We start from the raw sequence: 17,500 nt of genomic DNA on the forward strand, positions 1-17,500 counted from the left end.
CTACCTCCGGTTGTGGGATCGATCGCAGCCGGTGAGAGTCAGCGCTGACCCTTGTACAGGCGGTAGACGACGAAGCAGGCGAACCACCCGATGGTGACGGTCGCCGCGACGAGCAGGCCGATGAAAACTGCTTCAAGCGCTTCCATGCCCCGATCCTAACGATGTCCGGCGCTTACGCTGACGCGATGACCCGCCCGACGCGCGCTCTCGTGATCAAGGCGACCTCGGGAGCCGAGCGCCCCGAGGCCGCCAACCAGGCCCTGACCGTCGCCGCGGCTGCCGTCGCGTCCGGCGCCGAGGTCAGCCTGTGGCTCACGGGCGAGGCCTCCTGGTTCGCCGTGCCGGGCCGCGCCGCGCAGTTCGAGCTCGCCCACGCGGCCCCCCTGGACGAGCTGCTGGCCGTGGTGCTCGAGGGCGGCCAGGTGACGGTCTGCACCCAGTGCGCGGTGCGGCGCAGCCTGGAGGTCGAGGACCTGCTGCCCGGGGTGCGCATCGCGGGCGCCCCCGTGTTCGTCGAGGAGGTCCTGGCGCCGGACGCGCAAGCCCTCGTCTACTGAGCCGGCCAGGGGTCAGGCCGAGCGAGAGCGCAGCCGCAGGCCCAGCAGGTACATCTCGCAGCCCAGGCACAGGCCGAACGCCGCGTTGAGGAACGCCGCGACGAGCGCGAACGCCGCGGCGACCGGCACCGCGACCGCCACCCCGAGCACGCCGAGCACGACTCCCAGGCCGGTGATGGCCAGGCCCACCGCCTGGGCGAAGCGCGGCGGCCGGGGGTCCTCGAGCTCGGCGGGCGGCCCCAAGCGCGGTCGCACGACGCTGCGGAACACGAGGCCCTGCATCGACCCCTGGGCCCCACGGGCCGCGCCGACCGCGAACAACGCGGCCACGACGGCCAGCAGCACCAGGGCAGGGTCGGCGGGGAGCAGCAGCACGACGACGAGCAGGACGGCGGTCATCGCGGCGCCGGCCCGCGGGCCCCGGGGGTCGATGCCGGCGGGCGGCGTGGGCGCGCGCGTGGGGTCGGCGGGCGCGGGAGACGCGGGCAGGTCGCTCATGGGTGTCCTCCTGGACGGTGTGACCGGCGGGACGGGCTGGGCGGCGGGAGGTGCGGGCTGGTCGCCTGGGCGGGCCTCGGCGGAGCGCAGGGCTCAGCGGCCGGGGGCCGCCTCGGGACACGACTCCAGCACTGCGAGCATCTGCGCGCGAGTCGCCTCGCCGGACACCCGCCCAGCCACCGTCCCGGCGCCGTCGAGCAGCAGCACCGTCGGAGTGCGGAGCACGTTGACCCGGCGCACCAGGCTCAGGTGCTGCTCGACGTCGAGCTCGACGTGCACGACGCCTGGCGCCCCCGCGACGAGCTGCGCGAGCACGTCGCGCACCCGGCGGCACGGGGCGCACACCGCGCTGGAGAACTGCACGAAGGTCGCGCGCTCGCCCAGCGCCGCGCCGATCTCGGCTGCTGTCAGGCGCCCGGCGCCACCGTCCCCCTCGGAGGTCCCCACCGCCGCGACGAACCGGCCCTGGCGGGCACGCCACCACACGCCCAGCCCGGTCGCGGCCACGAGCACCGCGACGACGAGGACCACGCGCAGGAGCATCGTCAGCCCACCAGGACTCGGCCTGCGACGTAGACCAGGATCCCGGTCACGGTGACAGGCAGGACGATCGCCGCCAACGCCGCGGGGAACCGCGCCAGCACCGGCAGCCGGTCGAACAGCTGGTGCAGCGCGGCCACCAGCAGGCCCACGGCCATCCCCAGGAGTCCGCCCGCCAGCGGGTCGAAGCCCGGCAGCGCCAGCCCGGCGAGCGCGCCCGCGGCCAGCGCCGAGCCGACGGTCGCCCCCGCCCCGACCCAGGGGGCCAGCGGCAGCGCCGCCACCGCGGACCCGACGGCCAGCGCGAGCGCCCCGGCGATGACCAGCTCCTCGCCGCCGGGGGTCCGCTGGGTGGCGACCCACCCGGCCGCGGCCGCGGCGACGAGCGCGCCGGCGACGGTGCCGGTGACGGACTCCACGAGCCGCTCGCGCCCGCCGCCTCGCAGCAGCTCGTTGATGAAGGCCAGCAGGATCGAGAACGCGAACACCACCGGCAGGTCCCGCAGCGGCGGCGCGCCGACGGTCATGTGCACGATCGCCACGGCCCCGGCGCCGCCGAGCGCGACGACGGCCGTGGAGCCGGGCCGGTTGGGCAGGTTGACCAGCACAGGCCAGCCGAACGCCAGCACGACCGCCAGGAGGCCCACCACGACGGTCAGCGGCAGGCCGGCGAGGTCGACGCCGCCGAGCGTGAGGTCGGAGAGGTAGCCGGCGACGGCCACCAGGGCGGCGAGCACGGCTGTGGAGACGGCGCGGGTCGAGAGCTGCACGGCGGCTACCGGCCCCGACGACGGAGGGACACGGGCGTGCTCACGCGCTGGCGGCGCGCAGCAGCCGAGGGCGCGAGGGAGGAGGAGGGGCCGGGCACGGCGTCGATTGTCGCAGACCGGCCACGACCGCGGGCCGAGCGATGTCCGGGACGGGGTCGCCAGCGCCCAGGCGGGTGAGAGCAGTCTCAGCGGAGGGGTGGTGCGCAGGACTGCGAGATCGCACGCGGTAGCGTGTCCACACCCGCACGCAAGGAGGTTCCGTCAGTGGCAGATCTGCTGCTGCTCACTCCTGCGCCCGGCGGTTCCGCCCAGGTGCTGCCGGCCCTCGGGCTGCTCTCGCACCGGGTGCGCGTCCTGCCGGTCGAGCCGTCGGCACTCGTGGACGCGCCCGACGCCGACATCATCGTGCTGGACGCGCGCCGCGACCTGGTCACCGCCCGCACCACGTGCCGGCTGCTGCGCGCGACTGGCCTCACAGTCCCCCTTGTGCTCGTCCTCACCGAGGGCGGCCTCACCGTGGTGACGGCCGAGTGGGGCGCGGACGACATCATCTTGGAGAACGCCACCCCCGCCGAGGTCGAGACGCGCTTCCGGCTCGTCATCGAGAGGTCCGCGGCGTCGGCGGCGTACGTCGACCAGCCGCAGGAGATCTCCGCGGGCGAGCTCATGATCGACCCGGGCGGCTACACGGCCCGGCTGCGCGGGCGCCCCCTCGACCTCACGTACAAGGAGTTCGAGCTCCTCAAGTACCTGGTGCAGCACCCGGGCCGTGTCTTCACCCGCGCGCAGCTGCTGCAAGAGGTCTGGGGCTACGACTACTACGGAGGCACCCGGACCGTCGACGTCCACGTGCGACGCCTCCGCGCGAAGCTCGGGCTCGAGCACGAGCAGCTCATCGGCACCGTCCGCAACGTCGGGTACCGGTTCGACCCGCCGAAGGACCGCCAGCCGCGCCCCAGCGACGCGGACCTGACCCTCGAGGACGAGGCAGCGCACCCCGCGGACGCCTGACCTGCGACGAGGGCGCCGACTGTCCAGCGGGCGCCCGGGAGTGGCTCCGAGACTCGGCGACTACTCTGAAGGTGGTGTGCCGGGAAGCCTGGTCGGCAGTCCTGTCCGCGCGCCCGTGAGGTGGCTCGAATGCCTGCCAGACCCCAAGAACCCCGTCCTGCCCGCCGTCGGCTGTTCGCTTCCCTCGGGCCCGGCTCCAGGCGGAACCTGCTCGACACGCTCCGCGACGAGAAGGTCGGCGGCGTGCTGCTCCTGGTGGCCACCGTGCTCGCCCTGCTCTGGGCGAACTCCCCCTGGGCTGACACATACCAGGTGCTGCGGGAGACCGCCGTGGGCCCCGCCGCCCTCCACCTCGACCTGACCGTCGCGCAGTGGGCCACCGACGGCCTGCTCGCGATCTTCTTCTTCGTCGTCGGGCTCGAGCTCAAGCGGGAGATCGTGGTCGGCGAGCTCCGCAAGCCGTCCACCGCGATCGTGCCCGCCGTCGCCGCCGTGGGCGGGATGCTCGTCCCGGCGCTGGTGTACGTCGCGGTCAACGTGCTGGGCGACGGCGCGCTCGAGGGATGGGCGGTGCCCACGGCCACCGACATCGCGTTCGTCGTGGCGATCCTCGCAGTGGCGGGCAAGCACCTGCCCCTCGCGCTGCGCGCGTTCCTGCTCACCCTGGCCGTCGTCGACGACCTGCTCGCGATCATCATCATCGCCGTCTTCTACACGGACCAGCTCGCGCTCGGCTGGCTGGGCGCCGCCCTGCTCGGCGTCGCGGCGTTCGGCGCGGCAGTCCGCCGACGCGGCTGGATCGGCTCGCCCGTCGTGCTCCTGCCGCTGGCCATCGCCACCTGGGCGTTCATGCACGCGTCCGGGGTGCACGCCACGATCGCGGGGGTGCTGCTGGCCCTCACCGTGCCCGCGATCGGCAGGACGCCCGCCGAGCCGAGCCTCGCCGAGCAGTTCGAGCACCGGTGGCGCCCGCTGTCCGCCTCGATCGCCGTGCCGGTCTTCGCGCTGTGCGCGGCCGGGGTCGCCCTGTCGCCCGCCGCGATCTCCGGCGCCCTCGTGGACCCCGTCGCCCAGGGGGTCGCCCTGGGCCTGGTGATCGGCAAGCCGATCGGGATCCTCGCCGCCACCTGGCTCGTGGCCCGCTTCACCCGGGCATCGCTCGCGCCCAGCGTCGGATGGTCGGACATCACCGCGGTGGGACTGGTCGCCGGGATCGGGTTCACCGTGTCGCTGCTGATCGGCGAGCTGGCGTTCGGCGAGGGAGCCGCCCACACCGAGCACCTCACCGTCGCCATCCTCTGCGGGTCGGCCACCGCGGCCGTCATCGGGGGCATCGCCCTCGCTGTGCGTGACCGACACCACGTCCGCCGGGACCTCCTCGTGGCCGAACCCGCGGATCCGGGCACGCCGACCGGGTAAGTTCGGCCCTGATGACCACAGACTCCTCGGCCCTGGTCCTCGACGGACCGTGGCGTCACCAGCTCGTGCCGGCGAACGGCGCCCGATTCCACGTCGCGGTCGCCGGTCCCGACGACCGCGACGCCCCCATGGTGGTGCTCCTGCACGGGCTGCTCCAGTTCTGGTGGGCGTGGCGCCACCAGCTCCCGGCCCTCGGCGACGCCGGGTACCGGGTGGTCGCCATGGACCTGCGCGGGGCCGGCTCCTCCGACAAGCCGCCGCAGGGCTACGACATGCCGACCCTGACGCGCGACGTGGCGGGGGTCGTGCGGTCGATGGGCGCTGACAGCGCCGTGATCGTCGGGCACGGGCTCGGCGGGGACGTCGCCTGGTCGATGCCCGCCTACCACCCCTCGCTCACCGAGGCGGTGGCCGCGGTCGGGGCGCCGCACCCCCTGCGCACCCGCTCCGAGCCACGGTCCGCCCTCGCGCCCGCGGCGGCGCGGCGGCTCGCCTACTTCCAGCTCCCGTACCTGCCCGAGCGCTCGCTGACCCGCACCGACCTGGTCGCCCGGGTGATGCGGGAGTGGGGCGCCCCGGGCTGGCTCGACGACGACGTCGCCGAGACGTACCGCCGGGCCGCCCGCGTGCCGTTCGCGGCGCACTCCGCGATGGAGCAGGCCCGCTGGGTCGTGCGCTCCGGGCCCCGGCTCGACGGCCGTCGCTACCTCGCGGCCCTGCGCGCGGCCCCGGCGGTGCCGGTGCTGCAGGTGCACGGCGAGCTCGACGGCTGCCGGCCGGCGGGCGCCGCGCCCGCCGTGGGCCACATCGCCGCGTCGCTGGGCGCCGGGTACCGCTTCGAGAAGGTCGCCGGGGCCGGCCACTACGTGCCCGAGGAGGCGCCCGACCGCGTCAACGAGCTGCTGCTCGCCTGGCTCGACGAGGTCGCCCCCGTCTGACCGCGCCGGTCAGCCCTTGAGCATCGCCGCGGCGAGCACGGGGTCGGTCTCGCCGATGCCGAACGAGGGGCAGTCGGCGGCGATCGGGCACGCGCCGCAGGCGGGCTTCCGCGCGAAGCAGGTGCGCCGCCCGTGGAAGATCAGGCGGTGGGAGGCCATGGTCCACTCGGGTCGCTCGATCAGCGACGCGATGTCCTGCTCGACCTTGACCGGGTCTTCCTCCGTGGTCCACAACAGCCGCCGGGACAGCCGCCCGACATGCGTGTCGACGGTGATGCCGGGAATCCCGAAGGCGTTGCCGAGCACCACGTTGGCCGTCTTGCGGCCGACCCCCGGGAGGGTGACCAGGTCGGCCAGGCGGCTCGGCACCTCACCGTCGAAGCGCTCGACGAGCTCACGGCCGATCCCGCGCAGCGCCTCCGTCTTGGCCCGGAAGAACCCGGTGGGTCGCAGCAGCTCTTCGAGCTCGACCCGGTCCGCCTCGGCGTAGGCCTTCGCGTCGGGGTACTCCGCGAACAGCTCCGGGGTCACCTGGTTGACGCGGACGTCGGTGGTCTGCGCGGAGAGCACTGTCGCCACGAGCAACTCGAGCGGGGTGGTGAAGTCGAGCTCGCACCGGGCATCGGGGTAGCGCTCAGCCAGCACCCGGTTGATGCGGCGGGCACGGCGCACGCGCGCCAAGGGGGTCTCTTCCAGCCACTTGCGCGTCGTGGTCACCTCAGCAGCCTACGCACCGTTCGCGCGGTTCGGGGGCTCTCCACCAGATGGTCCTGCCCGTTGCTCCTGGCGAGTGATCCTCACCCCATGAAGTCCCGCAGGTCTCAAGTTTTCCCAGGTGAAGGCCGAAAAACTGGTCAGAGGGAGCGCCACCGGCGCACCGATGAGCCAGGAGCGGGATGATGTCCCCAACCGTGCCGACGATGACCAACTGCGCAGACCTGCGCAGCAGCCGTCGCGCGCTGAGGGCCGAGCAGGCGACCGTGCAGTGGTGGCGCCGTCTCGTCCAGGCCCGTCTCGACCTGGCGGTCGCCGCCGCCGCCATGCCGGCGTCCCTGGGCGAGGAGCTCGCCGTCCTGCCGATGCCCGCCGGGTGGGTCGAGCCGCCGAGCCATGTCGAGCTGCGCCGCGCCACCCGCGGCGGGCTGCCTCTCGCGGAGGCGTCCAGGCTCCCCGTGCTCCGCCACCTCGACGAGCGGCTCGCCGACTACGAGCGCTGCGTGGGCGCCGCGCTGGCCGAGGTCACCGAGGAGCTGATCGAGGCGCTCGCCGTGGATCCCGCACGCCTCCTGGCAGGCCCTGAGGCGCCACGCCCCATCTGATGCGGCAGACTGGTCCTCAGAACCGTTCCCAGCGGAGAAGGTGAGGTGCCAGCGTGGAAGAGGACGTCGTGATGTCGGCGCCACTGTTCGCGAGCATGGACCCCGAGGCGTCGAGCGCGCTGATCGCGTCGATGACCCCCGTCGAGGTGTCACGCGGAGAGGTCCTCTTCCACGAGGGCGAGCCGGGCGACCGGCTCTACGTGATCCGGTCCGGCAAGATCAAGCTCGGCCGCCGCTCCAACGACGGCCGCGAGAACCTGCTGGCCATCCTCGGCCCGGGCGAGATGTTCGGCGAGCTGTCGTTGTTCGACCCGGGCCCCCGCACCGCGACCGCCACGGTGGTCGCCGACGGCGCCATCCTCGAGCTCGGCCACCTCGAGCTGATCGCCTGGCTCGAGGCGAACCCGAAGGTGTCGAAGCACCTGCTGGGCGCCCTGGCCCGCCGCCTGCGGCGCACCAACGAGGCGCTGGCAGACCTGGTCTTCTCCGATGTGCCCGGCCGGGTCGCCAAGGCCCTGCTGGACCTGTCGACCCGGTTCGGCGAGACGGTCGACGAGGGCATCCGGGTGGCTCACGACCTCACGCAGGAGGAGCTCGCCCAGTTGGTGGGCGCCTCCCGCGAGACGGTCAACAAGGCGCTGGCCGACTTCGCCGCGCGGGGCTGGGTGCGCCGAGAGGGTCGCGCCATCGTCCTGTTCGACGTCGACCGCCTCGAGCGCCGCGCCCGCTGAGGCCTCAGGCCACCTCGACGACCAGCTCGAGCTCCACGGGAGAGTCGAGCGGCAGCACGGCGACTCCCACGGCCGAGCGGGCGTGCACGCCCGCGTCTCCGAAGACCGCCTGCAGCAGCTCGCTGGCGCCGTTGATGACCGCGGGCTGGCCGGTGAACGCCGGGTCGCTCGCGACGAAACCCACGACCTTGACCACGCGCACGATGTGATCGGCTCCGCCGACCACCGAGGCGACGGCGGCGATCGCGTTGAGCGCCGCCGTGCGGGCGAGGGCCTGCGCGGCGGACGGGTCCACCAGCCCGGGGCCGTCGCCGACCTTCCCGGTGGCGGGCAGCGCGCCGTCCACGAACGGGAGCTGGCCCGACGTGTAGACGTGGTCGCCCGAGCGGACCGCGGGCACGTAGGCGGCGAGCGGGGCCGCGACGGCGGGAAGCGTCAGGCCGAGCTGGGCGAGCCGCTCGGTGGGCGTCGCCGTCACGCGCCGGCCTTCGGGCGCTTGAGGTAGGCGACCAGCCCGGCGTCGGGTCCCTGGATCACCTGGACGAGCTCCCACCCGTCAGAGCCCCACTGGTCGAGGATCGCCTTGGTGGCGTGGATGATGAGCGGAACGGTTGCGTACTCCCACTGGGTGGCCATGGCCGCCACCCTAGTGCGCCGCCAGCGCGACGTCGCCGCTGATCACCAGTTCAGACTTCCATGAGCGCACGTCGGGGCGGCGGCGGAGCAACGCGCGGCGCTCACGCTCGGTCATGCCACCCCAGACCCCGAAGTCCATCCGGTTGTCGAGCGCGTCGGCGAGGCACTCGAGCCGCACAGGGCACCCGGTGCACACGGCTCGGGCCTCGCGCTGCGCGGCGCCCTCGACGAACAGCGCGTCAGGTGAGACCTTGCCCAGTCCGCAAGCCGCGGCAGCGGCCCAATGTGCGTCCTGCAGCGTCGTTCCCACGCGAGCTCCCTCGTCTTCGGCCGCCGTCGGCGTCCGGCGGCCCTCAGCACGCCAGCACGGCGCCCTGAGGGACGGTAGCGCTTCCAAGGCCTCCTGGACATCCTCCGATCGGGTCATTCCGGGCCCCAGTGCGCACGCTCGCATTCCACCGCACATGCTCCGAACTGGGCATGGACAGGCTCCCCTCGGCTCGCCAGGTGGGGTCCCAGATGCGCACGTACGCTCTTTCAATGGGGGCTAGATCAGCTTGGGACCGTCAGGTCAATCTTGTTCAGGCGACCTCTCTGCTGGTCGCTTTCGCGCTGGTCGCAGGGGTGGGAGGGCTGCTCGCCGCAGGGCTCGTGCTGCCCGCTGTGATGGCACTCAAGGGCACTGCGGGCGTCACCTCGACGGCGTTCGACAGCCTGCCATCCGAACTAGACGTCAAGGCCGTCTCCGAGAAGTCGGTGATGCTCGCCGCCGACGGCACGATCCTCGCGGAGTTCTACGCCGAGGACCGCGAGGCCGTCCCGCTGGACGCGATCGCGCCGGCCATGCAGGAGGCCGTGATCGCCACCGAGGACAAGCGCTTCTACGAGCACGGCGGCATCGACCCGACCGGCATGCTGCGGGCGGTGGCCCGCAACGCCTCGGGCAGCTCGACGCAGGGCGCCTCGACCCTCACCCAGCAGTACGTGAAGAACGTGCTGATCGAGTCGGCGCTGCGCGACGGCGACCGCGCGGCCGCGGCAGACGCGCGCGAGGCGCAGGGGACGGAGGGGTACGGCCGCAAGCTCCGCGAGGCGAAGCTGGCCGTCTCGCTCGAGAAGGTCACCAGCAAGGACAAGATCCTCGAGAACTACCTGAACATCGCCCAGTTCGGCATCGCGGTGTACGGGGTCGAGGCGGCGTCGCAGCGGTACTTCGGCAAGCCGGCCTCGGAGCTCGGGTACCTGGAGGCCGCGACCCTGGCGGGGGTGACGCAGAGCCCGACGAAGTGGGACCCCGTGAAGAACCCGGAGGCCTCGCAGGGCCGGCGCGACGTCGTGCTGGGGCTCATGCGGGAGCAGGGTTACATCACGCCCGAGGAGCACGACCAGGGCGTGGCGACGCCCCTCGCCGACTACCTGCGGCCGCAGGACTCGAAGCTGAGCTGCATGGCCGCCGGGGCCCAGGTGCCCGGCAGCGGGTACTTCTGCGACTACGTGACCAAGGTGGTCAAGAACGACCCGGCGTTCGGGGAGACGGTCGACGACCGCCTCGAGCTGCTCTACCGCGGCGGGCTGACCATCACCACGACGCTCGACCCGCGGGAGCAGGCGCTGGCCGACGCCGAGGTGAAGAACGGCATCCCGGTGGACGACCCGTCGGGCGTCTCGTCGGCCATCTCCGTGGTCGAGCCGGGCACCGGGCGCATCACCGCCATGGCGCAGAACCGCGTCTACAACAGCGCGAGCGACGCGCCGCCTCGGGAGACCTCGACGAACTTCAACACCGACACCGGGTACGGCGGGTCGAGCGGGTTCGCGCCCGGCTCGACGTTCAAGCCGTTCACGCTGCTCCAATGGCTCCGGGAGGGCCACTCGCTCGACGAGGTGGTCGACGCCAGCCCGATGTCCTACCCGATCCGGGCCTTCCCGGCGCCGTGCGTGCGCGTGGGGCGGGAGATCTACAGCTTCGGCAACGCGGAGGGCAGCGCGAGCGGGCCCATGAGCGTCATCGACGCGACGCGCAACTCGGTGAACTCGGCGTACATCGCGATGGCCACCAAGCTCAACCTCTGCTCGATCATGGAGGGCGCCGCCAGCCTCGGCATCGTGCAGGGCGGCAACGGCAAGCCCTTCGACCCGCTGCCCGCCAACGTGCTGGGCAGCCAGTCCGTGGCCCCGCTGCGGATGGCCGCGGCGTTCGCGGCGTTCTCCGCGGGCGGCGTCTACTGCAAGCCGGTGGCCATCACGAACGTCTCGACCCCCGACGGCAGCCAGATCCCCGTGCCGGCCCCCGACTGCACGCAGGCCATCGAGCCGTCGATCGCCGCCCAGCTCAACTACGCCCTCGGCAACGTGTGGAGCGGCACCGGCAAGTCGTTGGGCGCCCGCCCGTACCCCGCGTCCGGCAAGACGGGCACGACGAGCCACAACGAGGACACCTGGTTCGTCGGGTACAACCCGGTGCGCTCGGCAGCGGTGTGGGTCGGCTTCAGCGAGGGGTTCATCCCCGTGCAGAACATGGTCATCAACGGCAAGGCGGTGAAGTACACCTACGGCGCCACGATCGCGGGGCCCACCTGGGTCCGGTACATGGACCAGGCGATGGAGGGCGCCTCCGTGCCGGACTTCGGGGGCATCGGTCCCGTCGTGCTGGACGGGCGCCTGGTCTCGACGCCGAACGTGGTGGGGCTGGCGATCGAGGAGGCGGCCGCCGTGCTCGAGTATTCGGGCTTCACGGTCGCCGTGGGCGATGCCGTCCCCGCCCTCACCCCCGCCGACACGGTGGGCGCACAGGACGTCACCGGCTCGGCGATGAAGGGCTCGACCGTCACCATCAACCCGTCCACGGGCTCGCCTCCCGCTGACGAGGGCATGACGCTCCCCACCGGAGGGGAATGACCCGAAACCGCACTCCCTGTCCCTAATGCCCAGGTCCCGCTACCCTCCCCACCATGGCTACCTCCCCCCGTGGCCGCCAGGTCAGCCTCGGCCAGGCGACGGCCCTGCTCGTCGCGTTCGTCGTCACCGCCGGCGCGGGCGGGCTGGTGGCCGCCGCCCTGATGATCCCGGTGGTCACGGTGGCGAAGGGCACCACCGACGTCACGGTCACCGCGTTCGACGGCCTGCCCTCGGAGCTGGCGATCAAGCCCTTGCCGGAGAAGTCGACCATCCTCGCCGCGGACGGCACGCTGCTGGCCGAGCTGTACACCGAGAACCGGATCGTGGTGCCGCTCGAGGCCATCGCGCCGATCCTGCGGCAGACCGTGGTCGCGGTGGAGGACAAGCGGTTCTACGAGCACGGCGGCGTGGACCCGATGGGCATGCTCCGGGCCGTCGTGAAGAACTCCACGACCGAGTCGACCCAGGGGGCGTCGACCCTCACCCAGCAGTACGTGAAGAACGTGCTGATCGAGGCCGCCAACAGCGAGCAGGACCGGGCAGCGGCGGCCGACGCCCGAGAGGCGGACGGGACCGAGGGCTACAGCCGCAAGCTGCGGGAGGCGAAGCTCGCGATCTCGCTGGAGAAGGAGACCCCGAAGGAGAAGATCCTCGAGGGGTACCTGAACATCGCGGCCTTCGGCGCCTCGGTGTACGGGGTGGAGGCCGCTGCGGAGTACTACTTCGGCAAGCCCGCCTCCGACGTCAACTACCTCGAGGCCGCCACGATCGCGGGCATCACCAAAGCCCCCGGCCGGTACGACCCCGCGAAGAACATCGACGACCTCACAGAGCCGCAGGGGCGCCGGGACACCGTGCTGGGCCTGATGCTGCAGCAAGAGCTCATCTCGCAGGAGGAGCACGACGCCGGTGTGGCGACACCGCTGGCGAACACGCTCAACATCCAGCGGCCCAAGGAGGCCTGCAAGATGGCCGACACGGTCGTGGCCGGCTCGGGGTACTTCTGCGACTACGTCACCAAGATCCTCATGACCGACCCCGTGTTCGGGGCCGACCGGCAGGCGCGCAAGGACAACCTGTACCGCGGCGGGCTGACGATCACCACGACGCTGGACCCGCGCGAGCAGGCGCTCGCCAAGGCGGCGGTCGAGGAGTGGCTGCCCGCGGGCAGCCCTGAAGACCTGTCGACGGCTTTCTCGGTGGTCCAGCCGGGCACCGGGCACATCACCGCGATGGCGCAGAACTGGGAGTACGTGCCCACCGGCGGCGAGAACCGGCAGACCGCGCTCAACCTCAACACCGACTACGAGTACGGCGGCTCGCGCGGGATGCAGCCCGCGTCCACGTTCAAGCCGTTCACGCTGATGCAGTGGCTCAAGGAGGGGCACAGCCTCAACGAGAACATCGACGGCTCGCGCAGGTCGTGGCCGGCCAAGGAGTTCAACGCGCCCTGCACCCGGCTGACCGACAGCGGCGGGAAGGCATGGACCCCGGGCAACGCCGAGGGCGGCTCGTGGACGACCATGTCCGTGCTCGACGCCACGAAGAACTCGGTGAACTCGGCGTACATCGCGATGGGCAGCAAGGTCGACCTGTGCGGGATGATCGCCGGCGCCGAGTCGGTGGGCATCCACCGGGCGGTCCCCCGCGCGGACGGCGCGGTCAACCTCACCGTCCAGCCCAGCAACATCATCGGCACGGAGGAGGTCGCCCCACTGACGATGTCCGCCGCGTACGCGTCGCTCGCGGCGGAGGGCGTCTTCTGCAAGCCGATCGCGATCCTCAGCGTCCGGGCGGCGTCCGGCGACGAGCTCGCGGTCCCCACCGCCGACTGCCACCAGGCGGTCGAGCCGCACATCGCCCACGCGATGACGTACGCGTTGGGCAACGTGTGGAACGGCACCGCGAGCAAGCTCGGCAAGACCGCGTACACGTCCGCCGGGAAGACCGGCACGAGCTCGTTCAACGAGCACACCTGGTTCGCGGGGTACACCCCTCTGCGCGCGGCGGCCGTGTGGGTCGGCTACCACGACGGGACCCGGCAGGCGAAGAACATCAGGGTCAAGGGGAAAGTCGAGAGGTCCGTCTACGGCGCCACCATCGCGGGCCCGATCTGGCGCTCGTTCATGGACCCTGCGATGGAGGGCCAGGACGTGCCCGAGTTCACCGCGCCGCGCGACAAGGAGGTAGTCGGCGAGAAGGTCTTTGTGCCGTCGGTGATCGGCCAGAGCGTCGAAGCGGCCACGGCCGCGCTCAAGGGCGCCGGGTTCGGCGTCGCGTTGTCGCCGGATCCGGTCAGCTCGAGCCTGCAGGCCAACGTGGTGGCGGAGCAGTCGCCGAACGGGACCGCGGTGAAGGGCTCGGTCGTCACGCTGCGCGTCTCCGACGGGCAGGGCGGGAACGGGCCCGGGTGGCCTGGCTCACCTGGCCAGCCAGGAGGACCGGGCAACCCTGGGGGGCCGGGGAACCCGCCGCCGGGCCCGGGCAACCGGGGCTGATCCGCGAGGCCGGCGCACGCCCGGTCGAGACCCTGTGGCGGTCCCGTGCAGGTCCGGCGGGCCCGCTCGTGCCGCCAGGGGAGGCACGGCCGTCTCCCGTACCCTACGGAGCATGGCTCCCTCCCCCCGTGGCCGCCAGGTCAACCTCGCCCAGGCGACAGCCCTGCTCCTCGCGTTCGTGCTGACGGCCGGGGTCGGCGGACTGGTGGCCGCCGGGACGCTGCTCCCCGCGATCGCAGTGGCCAAGGGCGCCGCCGACGTCACGGTCACCGCGTTCGACGACCTCCCCTCCGAGCTGAGCACCCGGCCGCTCTCCGAGAAGTCGACGATGCTCGACGCCACCGGCAACGTCCTGGCCGAGTTCTACGCCGAGGACCGCATCGTCGTGCCGCTCGACCGGATCGCCCCCGTGATGCGGGACGCCGTGGTCGCCACCGAGGACAAGCGGTTCTTCGAGCACGGCGGGATCGACCCGACCGGCATGCTCCGGGCCGCCGTGAAGAACGCCTCGAGCGACGCCACCCAGGGCGCCTCGACACTCACGCAGCAGTACGTGAAGAACGTCCTGCTCGAGACTGCCGTGCGCAACGGCGACGCCGAGGCGATGGCCGCCGCCACCGAGTCCGAGGGCATCGAGGGGTACTCGCGCAAGCTGCGCGAGGCCAAGCTGGCCATCTCGCTGGAGAAGACCACCACCAAAGAGCAGATCCTCGAGAACTACCTGAACATCGCGCAGTTCGGCGTCTCGGTGTACGGGGTCGAGGCGGCCGCGCAGAAGTACTTCTCCACCTCCGCCGCGGACCTCACCTACCTGCAGGCCGCGACCCTCGCGGGGGTCACGCAGAGCCCCACCAAGTGGGACCCGATCCGGAACCCGGAGAACTCGCAGACCCGGCGCAACGTGGTGCTCCAGCTCATGAAGGCGCAGGGGAAGATCACCGCCGAGGAGTACGACGCCGGCATCGCCACGCCTCTCGCGGACACGCTGCGCCCCCAGGAGCCGCGTCTCGGGTGCATGTCCGCCGACCAGGCGGTCCCCGGCTCGGGCTACTTCTGCGACTACGTGGTCAAGGTCGTCAAGAACAACGAGGCCTTCGGCGCGACGGAGGATGAGCGGCTGGACCTGCTGTACCGCGGCGGCCTGACGATCACGACCACCCTCGACCCCGCTGAGCAGGCGATCGCCGACTCCGAGGTCAAGAAGAGCATCCCCGTCGACGACCGCTCGGGGGTCGCGCACGCGATGTCCGTCGTGGAGCCGGGCACCGGCCGCATCACCGCGATGGCGCAGAACCGCGTCTACACCGCGGTGAACTCCGGTGTCCCCGGGGAGAGCTCGGTCAACTACAACACCGACAAGGCCTACGGCGGCTCGACCGGCTTCGCCCCCGGCTCGACGTTCAAGGCGTTCACGCTCCTCGAGTGGCTCAAGCAGGGGCACAGCCTCAACGAGACCGTGGACGGCACCAAGATGTCGTACCCGCAGCGGGCCTTCACGGCGCCGTGCACCACGCTGGGCACCGACACCTACAAGTTCGGCAACGCCGAGGGCGGCAGAAGCGGCGTCATGTCGGTGCTCGACGCGACGCGCAACTCGGTGAACTCCGCCTTCATCGCGATGGCCACCCAGCTCGACCTGTGCTCGATCATGGAGGGCGCCGCGAGCCTCGGCGTCGTGCAGGGCGGTAACGGCAAGGCCTTCGACCCACTGCCCGCCAACGTGCTCGGCAGCCAGTCCGTCGCCCCGCTGAAGATGGCCGCCGCGTTCGCGACGTTCGCCTCGGGCGGCATGTACTGCGAGCCCATCGCGATCACCAGCGTCACCAACCCGGCGGGCGAGGAGATCCCCATCCCGAGCGCCAACTGCACCCGGGCCGTCGAGCCGCAGATCGCCAACGCGATGAACCACGCGATGAGCAACGTGTGGACCGGCACGGCCAAGTCCGTGGGCGCGCCGCCCTTCGCCTCGGCCGGCAAGACGGGCACCACCTCGCGCAACGAGAACACCTGGTTCGTGGGCTACACGCCGCTGCGCGCGGCGGCCGTGTGGGTCGGCTACAGCGAGGGCATGATCCCCGTGCAGCGGATGAACGTGGGCGGCAAGTGGGTGCAGTACATGTACGGCTCGACCGTCGCGGCCCCCACCTGGAAGAGCTTCATGACGCAGGCCATGGCGGGCAAGGACGTGCCCGACTTCGGCGCCGTCGACAGCACCCTGCTCTACGGGGTGCAGATCCCCGTCCCGAACGTGGTGGGGCAGGCGCCCGAGGCGGCCATCTCGGCGCTGCGCGCCGCCGGGTTCAACGCCCGGGTCGGGCCCGACCAGGTCAACTCGAACGCGGCGGCCGGCTCCGTCGGGTCGCAGTCCCTGACGGGGACCGGCACCAAGGGCTCCTGGGTGACGCTGAGCCTGTCCAACGGGCAGCCCCCGGCTCCGTCGAACGATGGCGACCCGGACCGGGGCCGTGGCGGCGGGAACGGCCCCGGCGGTCCTGGCCCCGAGGGCAACAACTGATGGCGCCCAGCGCACGGCAGGCCGTCGGCGGGCTCGCGCTCGCCGGCGCCGGGGCCCTCGCGTGGGCCTCGCTGGTCGAGGTCCGCTGGTACGCGCTCCGCGAGGTCACGGTGCCGGTGCTCCCGGCGGGACAGGAGCCGCTGCGCATCCTGCACCTCTCCGACCTGCACCTGACGCCAGGACAGCGCCGCAAGGTCGACTGGGTGCGCGACCTCGCGTCCCTCGACGTGGACATGGTCGTCGACACCGGGGACAACTGGGCGCACCTCGAGGCCATGCCGGCGCTCCTGGAGGCGCTCGAGCCGCACCTGGCCAAGCCCGGCGCCTTCGTCATGGGCTCGAACGACTACGTGGCGCCGTCGGCGAAGAACCCCGCGCGCTACCTGCTGCCCGACGCGCGCCTTCCGCGCCTGCCGACGGCCGCCGAGCTGCCGTGGCGGGAGCTCGCCGCACGCTTCCGGGCCGCCGGGTGGAAGGACCTGACCAACCGGCGCGACACCCTGGACGTGGCCGGGCGGCGCATCTCGCTGGTGGGGGTCGACGACCCGCACCTGGACCTGGACCGGTTCCCCGCGCGGGACGACCAGACGGATCCGGTCGGCCTGCGGGCCGAGGTCGACGCCGACCTGCACCTGGGAGTCGCGCACGCCCCCTACCGGCGCGTCCTGGACGAGATGCAGGACGACGGCGCGGACCTGATCATCGCGGGGCACACGCATGGCGGGCAGCTCGCGGTCCCGTTCTTCGGCGCCCTGGTCACCAACTGCGACCTCGACCGCGGCCGGGCCAAGGGCCTGCACGGATGGCCAGGCGCACGGCCCGACTCCCCCGGTGGCGCGGGGTCCACGTGGATGCACGTCTCGGGCGGCCTGGGCACCTCGCCCTACGCGCCGCTGCGATTCGCGTGCCGCCCCGAGGCCACCGTGCTGACCCTGGCGCCCGTCGCCGGTTGAGGCCCGCCGCCGACGGCGGCCGAGGTCAGCGCGGGCGTCAGACGATCGCTTGACACCCGGTTTCGTCGCTGGGCACTTCGTCGGCTATTCTGGCCAGGCTCAACCGGGGTGTGGCGCAGCTTGGTAGCGCGCTTCGTTCGGGACGAAGAGGTCGTGGGTTCGAATCCCGCCACCCCGACCGGTGAGACAGCAAGGCCCCTGATCTGCGGAGACGCGA

At 72.4% G+C, this 17,500-nt stretch carries 17 protein-coding genes and 1 tRNA gene; 11 read left to right on the forward strand and 7 right to left on the reverse strand.

All coding sequences use genetic code 11. The features are described 5' to 3' along the window. The first annotated feature begins 185 nt into the window (after positions 1 to 185). Positions 186 to 557 (forward strand): DsrE family protein, encoded by a 372-nt coding sequence (locus NP064_RS14695; RefSeq protein WP_227570107.1) that lies wholly within the window; start codon positions 186 to 188, stop codon positions 555 to 557. A gap of 12 nt (positions 558 to 569) precedes the next feature. On the opposite strand, the gene NP064_RS14700 is transcribed toward NP064_RS14695, so the two are convergent. From NP064_RS14700 to NP064_RS14710, 3 genes are all read right to left on the reverse strand, one after another. Continuing rightward, entirely contained in the window at positions 570 to 1,055 is a 486-nt protein-coding gene (locus NP064_RS14700; RefSeq protein WP_227570106.1) for a DUF4395 domain-containing protein, read from the reverse strand. A gap of 93 nt (positions 1,056 to 1,148) precedes the next feature. After that, positions 1,149 to 1,598 carry a thioredoxin family protein gene (locus NP064_RS14705; RefSeq protein WP_227570105.1) on the reverse strand — a complete coding sequence of 150 codons (450 nt, stop codon included), beginning with the start codon at positions 1,596 to 1,598 and terminating at the stop codon, positions 1,149 to 1,151. 2 nt (positions 1,599 to 1,600) lie between these two features. Next, the gene (locus NP064_RS14710) at positions 1,601 to 2,365 is read right to left on the reverse strand and encodes a hypothetical protein (protein WP_227570104.1); all 765 of its coding nucleotides are present in this window, start codon (positions 2,363 to 2,365) and stop codon (positions 1,601 to 1,603) included. Between the two features lie 264 nt (positions 2,366 to 2,629). Between NP064_RS14710 and NP064_RS14715 the strand changes: the two genes are divergently transcribed. The 3 genes from NP064_RS14715 (at position 2,630) to NP064_RS14725 (ending at position 5,733) form a co-directional block, all read left to right on the forward strand. Next, positions 2,630 to 3,376, forward strand: a complete 747-nt coding sequence (locus NP064_RS14715) for a winged helix-turn-helix transcriptional regulator (protein ID WP_227570103.1) — start codon at positions 2,630 to 2,632, stop codon at positions 3,374 to 3,376. Positions 3,377 to 3,505: 129 nt separating this feature from the next. Then, a complete protein-coding gene (gene nhaA, locus NP064_RS14720; protein ID WP_227570102.1) occupies positions 3,506 to 4,795 on the forward strand; it encodes a Na+/H+ antiporter NhaA in 1,290 nt (429 codons plus the stop codon). Positions 4,796 to 4,806: 11 nt separating this feature from the next. Next, a complete protein-coding gene (locus NP064_RS14725; RefSeq protein WP_227570101.1) occupies positions 4,807 to 5,733 on the forward strand; it encodes an alpha/beta fold hydrolase in 927 nt (308 codons plus the stop codon). A gap of 9 nt (positions 5,734 to 5,742) precedes the next feature. Here the strand turns inward: NP064_RS14725 and nth are convergent, their stop codons facing one another. Further along, positions 5,743 to 6,450, reverse strand: a complete 708-nt coding sequence (gene nth / locus NP064_RS14730; RefSeq protein ID WP_227570100.1) for an endonuclease III — start codon at positions 6,448 to 6,450, stop codon at positions 5,743 to 5,745. Between the two features lie 179 nt (positions 6,451 to 6,629). Between nth and NP064_RS14735 the strand changes: the two genes are divergently transcribed. Next, positions 6,630 to 7,052, forward strand: a complete 423-nt coding sequence (locus NP064_RS14735) for a hypothetical protein (protein ID WP_256813653.1) — start codon at positions 6,630 to 6,632, stop codon at positions 7,050 to 7,052. A gap of 53 nt (positions 7,053 to 7,105) precedes the next feature. Next, positions 7,106 to 7,783, forward strand: coding sequence for a Crp/Fnr family transcriptional regulator (locus tag NP064_RS14740; RefSeq protein WP_284439673.1), 678 nt, complete (start codon positions 7,106 to 7,108; stop codon positions 7,781 to 7,783). 4 nt (positions 7,784 to 7,787) lie between these two features. On the opposite strand, the gene NP064_RS14745 is transcribed toward NP064_RS14740, so the two are convergent. Genes NP064_RS14745 through NP064_RS14755 form a run of 3 tightly spaced genes read right to left on the reverse strand, consistent with a single transcriptional unit; the run spans position 7,788 to position 8,729 of the window. Continuing rightward, positions 7,788 to 8,261 carry a RidA family protein gene (locus tag NP064_RS14745; RefSeq protein WP_227570098.1) on the reverse strand — a complete coding sequence of 158 codons (474 nt, stop codon included), beginning with the start codon at positions 8,259 to 8,261 and terminating at the stop codon, positions 7,788 to 7,790. Further along, entirely contained in the window at positions 8,258 to 8,419 is a 162-nt protein-coding gene (gene sp36 / locus NP064_RS14750) for a Sp36 family protein (RefSeq protein WP_227570097.1), read from the reverse strand. Before sp36 ends, NP064_RS14745 begins: the two co-directional genes overlap by 4 nt. A 10-nt stretch (positions 8,420 to 8,429) precedes the next feature. After that, complete coding sequence (locus NP064_RS14755) at positions 8,430 to 8,729, reverse strand: WhiB family transcriptional regulator (protein WP_284439674.1); 300 nt, start codon at positions 8,727 to 8,729, stop codon at positions 8,430 to 8,432. Positions 8,730 to 9,043: 314 nt separating this feature from the next. Here NP064_RS14755 and NP064_RS14760 point away from each other — a divergent pair, with 314 nt between their 5' ends. From NP064_RS14760 to NP064_RS14780, 5 genes are all read left to right on the forward strand, one after another. Continuing rightward, a complete protein-coding gene (locus tag NP064_RS14760; RefSeq protein WP_256813654.1) occupies positions 9,044 to 11,317 on the forward strand; it encodes a penicillin-binding protein in 2,274 nt (757 codons plus the stop codon). A 53-nt stretch (positions 11,318 to 11,370) separates the two neighbouring features. Further along, entirely contained in the window at positions 11,371 to 13,815 is a 2,445-nt protein-coding gene (locus tag NP064_RS14765) for a penicillin-binding protein (RefSeq protein ID WP_227570095.1), read from the forward strand. Between the two features lie 112 nt (positions 13,816 to 13,927). Continuing rightward, a complete protein-coding gene (locus NP064_RS14770; protein WP_227570094.1) occupies positions 13,928 to 16,330 on the forward strand; it encodes a penicillin-binding protein in 2,403 nt (800 codons plus the stop codon). Continuing rightward, a complete protein-coding gene (locus NP064_RS14775) occupies positions 16,330 to 17,283 on the forward strand; it encodes a metallophosphoesterase (RefSeq protein WP_227570093.1) in 954 nt (317 codons plus the stop codon). The genes NP064_RS14770 and NP064_RS14775 overlap by 1 nt, the downstream gene beginning before the upstream one ends. Positions 17,284 to 17,387: 104 nt before the next feature. Then, positions 17,388 to 17,461 (forward strand) — tRNA-Pro (locus NP064_RS14780). Positions 17,462 to 17,500: the final 39 nt, after the last annotated feature.

Origin of the sequence: Cellulomonas chengniuliangii, from assembly GCF_024508335.1 — a bacterium.
Lineage (GTDB): Bacteria > Actinomycetota > Actinomycetes > Actinomycetales > Cellulomonadaceae > Cellulomonas_A > Cellulomonas_A chengniuliangii.

What these genes read in the sequence shown, in the direction of transcription:
- NP064_RS14695 (WP_227570107.1), top strand. Translation starts at nt 186, where the DNA reads ATGACCCGCCCGACGCGCGCTCTCGTGATCAAGGCGACCTCGGGAGCC.
- NP064_RS14700 (WP_227570106.1), bottom strand. Translation starts at nt 1,055, where the DNA reads ATGAGCGACCTGCCCGCGTCTCCCGCGCCCGCCGACCCCACGCGCGCG.
- NP064_RS14705 (WP_227570105.1), bottom strand. Translation starts at nt 1,598, where the DNA reads ATGCTCCTGCGCGTGGTCCTCGTCGTCGCGGTGCTCGTGGCCGCGACC.
- nhaA (WP_227570102.1), top strand. Translation starts at nt 3,506, where the DNA reads ATGCCTGCCAGACCCCAAGAACCCCGTCCTGCCCGCCGTCGGCTGTTC.
- NP064_RS14725 (WP_227570101.1), top strand. Translation starts at nt 4,807, where the DNA reads ATGACCACAGACTCCTCGGCCCTGGTCCTCGACGGACCGTGGCGTCAC.
- NP064_RS14735 (WP_256813653.1), top strand. Translation starts at nt 6,630, where the DNA reads ATGATGTCCCCAACCGTGCCGACGATGACCAACTGCGCAGACCTGCGC.
- sp36 (WP_227570097.1), bottom strand. Translation starts at nt 8,419, where the DNA reads ATGGCCACCCAGTGGGAGTACGCAACCGTTCCGCTCATCATCCACGCC.
- NP064_RS14765 (WP_227570095.1), top strand. Translation starts at nt 11,371, where the DNA reads ATGGCTACCTCCCCCCGTGGCCGCCAGGTCAGCCTCGGCCAGGCGACG.
- NP064_RS14770 (WP_227570094.1), top strand. Translation starts at nt 13,928, where the DNA reads ATGGCTCCCTCCCCCCGTGGCCGCCAGGTCAACCTCGCCCAGGCGACA.
- NP064_RS14775 (WP_227570093.1), top strand. Translation starts at nt 16,330, where the DNA reads ATGGCGCCCAGCGCACGGCAGGCCGTCGGCGGGCTCGCGCTCGCCGGC.